The sequence below is a fragment of the Aliivibrio kagoshimensis genome (genome assembly GCF_050337105.1).
Classification (GTDB): Bacteria; Pseudomonadota; Gammaproteobacteria; order Enterobacterales; family Vibrionaceae; genus Aliivibrio_A; species Aliivibrio_A kagoshimensis.
Window position 1 is genome coordinate 21,064 of the sequence record NZ_JAKJSQ010000052.1, and the last position, 7,168, is coordinate 28,231.

Annotated in this window: 7 protein-coding genes; 5 read left to right on the plus strand and 2 right to left on the minus strand. The window is 45.3% G+C overall.

The genetic code is table 11. From position 1 onward, the window contains the following. Positions 1-63 precede the first annotated feature (63 nt). The 5 genes from L4C32_RS15315 (at position 64) to L4C32_RS15335 (ending at position 5,876) form a co-directional block, all read left to right on the plus strand. Entirely contained in the window at positions 64-2,079 is a 2,016-nt protein-coding gene (locus L4C32_RS15315) for a TonB-dependent receptor domain-containing protein (RefSeq protein ID WP_428197765.1), read from the plus strand. A gap of 10 nt (positions 2,080-2,089) precedes the next feature. Then, positions 2,090-3,097, plus strand: a complete 1,008-nt coding sequence (locus L4C32_RS15320; RefSeq protein ID WP_428197766.1) for an ABC transporter substrate-binding protein — start codon at positions 2,090-2,092, stop codon at positions 3,095-3,097. A gap of 86 nt (positions 3,098-3,183) precedes the next feature. Beyond that, complete coding sequence (locus L4C32_RS15325; protein ID WP_428197767.1) at positions 3,184-3,960, plus strand: ABC transporter permease; 777 nt, start codon at positions 3,184-3,186, stop codon at positions 3,958-3,960. Continuing rightward, complete coding sequence (locus tag L4C32_RS15330; protein ID WP_428197768.1) at positions 3,947-4,696, plus strand: ABC transporter ATP-binding protein; 750 nt, start codon at positions 3,947-3,949, stop codon at positions 4,694-4,696. Before L4C32_RS15325 ends, L4C32_RS15330 begins: the two co-directional genes overlap by 14 nt. Further along, positions 4,689-5,876 (plus strand): NnrS family protein, encoded by a 1,188-nt coding sequence (locus tag L4C32_RS15335; RefSeq protein WP_428197769.1) that lies wholly within the window; start codon positions 4,689-4,691, stop codon positions 5,874-5,876. The genes L4C32_RS15330 and L4C32_RS15335 overlap by 8 nt, the downstream gene beginning before the upstream one ends. 45 nt (positions 5,877-5,921) lie before the next feature. Here L4C32_RS15335 and L4C32_RS15340 read toward each other — a convergent pair whose 3' ends face one another. Further along, positions 5,922-6,245, minus strand: coding sequence for a cupin domain-containing protein (locus L4C32_RS15340; RefSeq protein ID WP_428197770.1), 324 nt, complete (start codon positions 6,243-6,245; stop codon positions 5,922-5,924). Then, a complete protein-coding gene (locus L4C32_RS15345) occupies positions 6,238-7,053 on the minus strand; it encodes a methyltransferase domain-containing protein (RefSeq protein WP_428197771.1) in 816 nt (271 codons plus the stop codon). The genes L4C32_RS15340 and L4C32_RS15345 overlap by 8 nt, the downstream gene beginning before the upstream one ends. Positions 7,054-7,168: the final 115 nt, after the last annotated feature.

Below are 7,168 nucleotides of genomic sequence, written 5' to 3' on the forward strand. Positions count from 1 at the left end.
TGATAATCGTTATCATTTAACTATATTGCACAAACCTGTTGATTCACCCAAGGAATTCAAAAAATGGAAGTACAAAACTATACCCCAAACCAAATTGGCATAGGGCTAAGAAGTACGTTATCTGTCGCTGTCTCCGTTGCATTATTGTTCTCCAGTACAGCCACTCAAGCGGAAGAGTTTATTCCCTCTCTAACTGCGCATGGAAAACCAAAACCCTATGAAGTGATGCCGCTTTATGATCTCAATAAAGCGGGCGGTGTTATGCCCTACGTTCAAGAACAGGCTGAATCAACATTAGGTGCCGTTGACACTGTCATTAACTCAAAATCGAAAAACATACGAGTAGGAAGTTCTTACAATAGCGCGACAGAAGGCCATGAAACTTTTGCCGATGTACGCCAAAAAGGCAGCCTATTTTATAGCCGAGCCATTATTGTTGATGAATCGGCTGGCAACTACAAAGGATCGTCAGGGGAAGAGGTTCGGTTTGGGTATGACCGTCAAGCTGCTCAAATCGTTGTAGGCACCACTCCGAGAACCAGCACCGATATTAAACTCGTCTATGTCCGTGATGTGATTAAAGATAACAAAGTTCCCATTGCGACTGGCAATAGTTACGCCATCAGTGATGGCAGCGGCAATGTGGTGGTTGCCGATGGTTTCGGTATGGACCCTGTTGATACCGATCGCCAAGTGGCTAAGCTGATGTGGGATGAATCATTCACTCACGATGTTTTCCAAAAAATGCATCTTGAACTGTACCGTATCGATTTGGATCGTCTTGCAGACAACTACTCTCTTAGAGATACAGCAGCCCCGAAACAGCAATCAGCAAAAATCGACCGCTCCATGAGTGGCTTTAAAGCCGACACCGATCTTAATCTATTGAGTTCGCATCTCAACTTAGCGGTAGACTATACCGCTATTAATCACGACGCCAAACGATTCGGTGGCCCAGGAACAGCAGGGCTAGAAACAGTATCCGCCTATCTTTATCCAGGGGTAGAGATGGACGAATTGCTACTTTCAGCCACTTCAGAATTTGATATCGCGCCACTGCAAACGCTGACGTTAGGTGTTAATTTTAAACACGTTTCTGCTGATGCGACCAAAGCAACACAGCAAAACTCCACCAATCCAGGGGCGGGTAACCAAAGTGCCATGCAGCTCTATCAAACCTATTATGGTGATGTTGAGTTAAAACAGAGCGAAGGACATGCCAGCGGAAAACTGCAATGGGACTACGATAATCAATCTGATTTAACCGCTTACGCCTCTATTGCCAACTTCTTCCGCTCGCCTGATACCCAAGAGCGTTACTTTGCGGTTTCCGCCTTTTCGCCAAATCCATCCGTGCCATTAGGCCCCACCGCACGTTCAGTGGGTAATCCAGAAATTGACTGGGAACAGCATCGCAGAGTAGAAGCCGGAGTGGGTAAATCTAGCGAAGCTTGGGTCGATTATGGTCGTACACGTGGGCATAGTATGGCGTGGCACATTGATGCTACCGCGTATTACGATGATATTAATAACTTTATCACCCGAGACCGTGCCAGAGGGCAAACTTCTACGGGAGCCAATGATTATGCACGTATCTGGCGTAACGTAGATGCCACCATGGCAGGTTTAGAAATTGATGCTAAGGCTAACATAACGAAAAACATCGCTTCTCGTCTGGCACTCAATTTTACTCAAGGTGAAAACAGCTCTGATAATAGAGACCTGTACTACATCGCCCCCTTCGAAGCCAACCTCTTCATTGACTACTTTGACTACTTAAGTACCGGTGGCACATGGAATATAGGCACACAAATCCGTCATGTCGCTAAACAAAACAGTGTGGATACGGATCCAACAACGGGCAGCGGTTATGACGGAGGTGAAGCAGATGCATTCACTGTGGTTAACCTATACGCAAGTGCTCAACTCAATGATCGAATCGGTCTAAAAGCCGGTGTTAACAACCTCACTGACAAGTCCTATACCGATACGATGGCGAAGTTCCCATTAGAGGGAAATCGAGTTCTGGTAGAAGCACCCGAACGTAACTTCTACGTCGCGATAACAGCCAACTTTTAAGGGAAAAATAATGAGTACAACAAGACGACAGTTTCTGCGTAATTGCGGCTTAGTGGGTGCAGTTACGGCAGGAAGCAGCATTATCCCGGGCATGGCATTTGCTCAATCAGGGCCTATTCGTAAAGAGCTGACCATGTACGGCCCTCCGGTTGGGCTCTCTGTGCCACTCGCTTATGCTGCCGAAACAAGCTCACTATCTGGCATGGTTGGTAAACTGAATTTTGATACGTATCGCAATCCTGATGTGCTAAGAACCAACTTTGTTACTAACCGCTGGGAACTAGCAGGCACCCCCAGTTACATTGCGGCCAATTTGTATAATAAAGGGCTAAAAGTACGCTTGATGAACATGATGACTTGGGGGCTGTTGTACATCATCTCAGTAGATGAAACGGTCTCAACGATAGAAGATTTTAAAGATCAAGATGTAGTCATGCCATTCAAAGGTGACATGCCTGATCTGGTGTTCCAACATATCGCTAAAGAGAAAGGCATGATGGTGGATAAAGATTATCGCCTCAATTATGTCAGCTCTCCTTTTGAAGGGTTACAGCTGGTGTTATCTGGTCGAGCAAAACACGCGGTACTGCCAGAGCCTGCAGCAACAGCGGCAATATTGAAAGGGTTAAAATCTGCCAAGAAAATCACACGTGCCATTAACTTGCAAGATGAGTGGGGGAAAGTGACTGGAGGTCCTGCCCGTATTCCTCAAGCAGGAATAATGATTGCGGACAGCCTACTTGATGACATTCCAGAGTTGCCAGATCGCCTAAATTCGGCCCTCAAACGTTCGACTGACTGGGCGGTAAATAATCCAACCAGTGCAGGTCGACTGGGTGAGATCTATATGAATTTAAAAGCTCCGATCATTGAGCGTTCTATTCCTTTTTGTAACTTGACCTTAGAGAAAGCCAAAGATATTCAATCTGAAATTGAAGCCTTCTATTCGATACTTGCTGAATCAAACCCAAGCATCATTGGCGGTAAGCTGCCCGATAATGATTTCTACTTAGGGTAGACTTTTCTAAGCTAAATATTGCCAACGTAAGCTTCTCCCCCTTTCTCATAGAGAGGGGGGATATTAAAACAGGAAAAATTATCTAAATGGATTGGCTTAACCGTGTTTTCCACTACCTTTGGAGCGGATTTGGCGCTCTGGCCAGTATTCTGGTCTTTTTTGCATTTTGGGACTATGGAAATCATCTCTACGGTGACTTTATCTTGCCTTCCCCCCAAACATCGATAGCCAGATTATTAGAGCTGTTTGAAACCGGTAAAGCAGGTGAATACCTCTGGATCACTACCTATCGCGCACTGCTTGGTTTTGGGTTTGCCATCACTGTAGGCAGTCTGCTCGGCACACTTTCTGGCTTATCCATCACCCTATCAATGGCAGTGAGGCCTTTGGTGACCATTCTTATCGGCATACCGCCAATTGCATGGATTGTGCTTGCACTGCTTTGGTTTGGCGCTGATGACAACACCCCGATTTTCACCATCGCGGTGACTACACTGCCGATTACTTTTGCAGCGGGCGTTCAAGGGGCAAGGACACTTGATAAGCGACTGACTGAAATGGCGAGAAGTTTTGGTTCATCAAGATGGCTGTTATTCACTGATGTGCAACTGCCTCACATTCTCTCTTACCTATTCCCATCTTGGGTAACCGCACTCGGCACCTGCTGGAAGGTGGTGGTCATGGCTGAGTTACTTTCAAGCAATACCGGTGTCGGCGCTGGATTAGCAACTGCTAGAGTCAACATTGATACCCCAGCAACCATGGCTTGGATTGTCGCAATAGTCACCACGCTGCTCATTGCTGAATATGGCGTACTTGAACCCATTAAACGCAGAATGGAGAGATGGCGTGAAGCAAACTAAATACCTGAAAATATCTGATTTAACCCACTCCTTTGAACAGAAAAAAGTATTGGACAATATCAACTTGGACCTGCGTCAAGGGCAAGTCATCGCCATTGTCGGTCGTTCAGGCTGTGGGAAATCTACCCTGTTAAATCTCATCGCGAATCTGATTGAATTAGAGCAAGGCAACATCGTCAATGATTTCTCAACGGCCATCTTATTTCAGGATACGCGCCTGCTGCCTTGGAAAAATGCCCGTGAAAACATCGGCTGGGGGTTAAAAGCCAGTGGTATTGAACATAAAGCACGAAACGACATAGCCCATAAGCTCGCCGGTGAAGTGGGATTAAACCAACAAGACCTAAACAAGTATCCCCATGAACTTAGCGGAGGAATGAAGCAAAGAGTGGCAATGGCCCGCGCGTTCGCTGTGCGTCCTGAGTTACTTCTTTTAGATGAGCCCTTTAGCGCTCTAGATATTGGTTTGAAAGAAGATCTTTACCAACACCTAATCGCCGAAATAGAACAACGAAACCTCACGGTTCTGTTTATTACTCATGACCTGATGGAAGCGGTTAAACTGGCCGATGAAATTCTGGTACTGAGCGACAATCCTGGACGAGAGGCATACCGCTATCTCTCTGACACACCCAGGAAAAGCAGAGATCAAGACTATGTATACCAAACAGCGATGAATTTACTCAACGTGGATGCGGTTAAGCTTGCTTTTCAAACCGGAGTACACAATGCGTAATTGGACTAAGATAACCAACCCCTCCTCCCCGTTATATCTCTGTGGTTTTCGGCCATTTTTCCTGCTCACTGCGGGTTATTCTGCCTTACTGCTGTTGGGCTTGATACTGCAATTCAGCATAACGTATACACTTTGGCATCCACCAACGCCGTTCTGGTTTGTCCATGAACTGCTGTTTGGCGTTAGTCTTGCCATGTTAGCAGGGTTCCTATTAACTGCTTTTCCCGCGTGGACTGACTCATTAAGAGTGAAATCAACTCAATTGCAGAGGCTCGTTCTCTGTTGGCTTATGGCAAGAGTCAGCATGGGTTGTGCCACTATAATCACGATGTTTCCCACCATTGTTTTTAACGTACTTTTTTTTGTTTTACTGCTCAGCGCCTTAGCACCTGCTGTTCGTGATAAAAGATACCAACGTCACCGTCTCTTCTTCTATCAACTGTTATTGTATTTTTTCGTCATGTTGTCAGGCTATTGGTTCTGGATGACAGGGGATAAACATCAAACGCTTGCTATCTTGCACACCGGTGTCGGAGTGTTGATTATCCTACTATTAACAATACTGAGTCGCCTATCGATGGTGGTCGTCAATCATGCACTTTTGAAATATGGAGAAACAACACAAAAACACCTTGCTAAACCGCCAAGGCGTAACTTCGCCATCGGGATCATTATCTGTTATTTGACGGCTAACTGGTGGCTTCCACAAAGCTCGATAGCGGGATGGTTAGCCCTTGCTTGCGCCGCATCTGTTCTCAACATACTGAATGATTGGCATCTAACCAAAGCGTGGCGAGATCTCTACTACCAAATTGGCTACTCTATCTACGTACTAATAGCAGCTGCTTTTGCACTGATTGGCATTAATAATATTTGGTCGCTATCGACTGTAAATATAGATGTCACATGGCTGTTTAGTGGTCCTATTGGCTTAGCCATTGCGTTAATCATGTTAGTCGTGGGGCAAAAACACAGTGGCCACCAGTTAGAGTATGGAGTGGCAATAAAATGGCTAATGTTATCCGTGTGGGTTTTTGCACTATCTACCCTTTTTACAATATCTAATCTATGGCTACCCCTTATTATTGCCAGTTGCAGTGCAATGCTAAGTGCGATCCTCTATCTTCATCTGAATTGGAAAACACACTCACGGCCAAGGTGTGATGGAAAAGAGGGATAAGAAAGGGCGCTAAATGCGCCCAGGTTCGTCATCACAAACGTTTATTTATTTAGGTTCTCGCAAAAGATAGAGCATTAACTTAAGTGGCGTTTTAGCAACGATACTGTGTGGCAGATGAGCATCCATCAAAACCCACGCTCCGGTTTTGAGTTCTTTCACCTCTTTATCGAGTGTAAAAGTACATTCACCAGCCAAAACCTGTGCTATCGCAGGCACAGAAGCCGTGTGCTCGCTCATCTCCTCGCCATCAGCAAAGCCGAAGATAACCCCTCTCATACGAGCGCTTTTATATACAGGACAACTGGTAATCCCCGCTTTAGGAATGTCCACCTCTGAGGCCAAATCTTCGTACAATGTATATTCAAACATGATCGTCATGCCTCTTTTTCGCCACTAACGTAATGGCCGACAAGTTATCTTTATGCTGTCTAAATACCTTTCGCATATCGAAAACACGTCTTCTCGCTTCTGGTTTCAACACAATATTTTTAACTACCTTCAAAAAGCCTCCTATGCCCTCATCCGCAATCATGCGCCTTGGTTCAAGTAAGTGCATCGGTGCTATGGCTTCAAACTCTATCTCAAAGCCATTTTCTTCCATCAGCTGTTTCCACTCTGCTGGTGTAATAGGTTTAGCTTGGTGTTGAATGGTTTTAGAAATGTCTTTTTGAACTGATCGTTTGGTCTCTTCATCAACGCCGTCAGGAGAAATACAGAGTTCATGAATGCCATATCGTCCACCAGTCGTCAGAATACGTGCTGCTTCCGCAATAATTTCATTTTTACGCACATCCGATTGCATGGTTAACATCGCTTCCCCATAAACGACCGTTGCAACTGAATCGTCTAATCCTGTCTCTTGTGCGTTGCCCACTTTACACGTTTGATTATTTCCATTGAGGTAAGAGCGAACAATCTCAGCGGCTTGCTCATTTTGCTCAACAGCCGTATAGCTCTCAGGTGAATGTTGCAGACACAAACGAGCTGTATAGCCCATTCCGGGAGCAAATTCGACCACCTTATCTCGAGAGTTAATAGCTAATCCGGTCAACATTTTTTGAGTTAACGCTTTACCTCCCGGACGTAATACCTTTTTCCCCAGTTGCGCTAACACCCAATGACCTGGTGTTTTAGACACAGCACGATTCTCATTAGGCATTGCTAACTTTTCAGACATATCTGCTCCTACGCAAACAAAGCAACAGGAACAAAAAACATGAGTAGCGCAAGTAAGGTGATCCACCTAAATCCGAAGCTTATTCTGTTCATATCAGTCCTTTATCATTTAGATA

Bases quoted from the DNA above. Each gene is read 5' to 3' on its own strand.
- L4C32_RS15315 (WP_428197765.1), top strand. From the start codon at position 64: ATGGAAGTACAAAACTATACCCCAAACCAAATTGGCATAGGGCTAAGA.
- L4C32_RS15320 (WP_428197766.1), top strand. From the start codon at position 2,090: ATGAGTACAACAAGACGACAGTTTCTGCGTAATTGCGGCTTAGTGGGT.
- L4C32_RS15325 (WP_428197767.1), top strand. From the start codon at position 3,184: ATGGATTGGCTTAACCGTGTTTTCCACTACCTTTGGAGCGGATTTGGC.
- L4C32_RS15335 (WP_428197769.1), top strand. From the start codon at position 4,689: ATGCGTAATTGGACTAAGATAACCAACCCCTCCTCCCCGTTATATCTC.
- L4C32_RS15340 (WP_428197770.1), bottom strand. From the start codon at position 6,245: ATGTTTGAATATACATTGTACGAAGATTTGGCCTCAGAGGTGGACATT.
- L4C32_RS15345 (WP_428197771.1), bottom strand. From the start codon at position 7,053: ATGTCTGAAAAGTTAGCAATGCCTAATGAGAATCGTGCTGTGTCTAAA.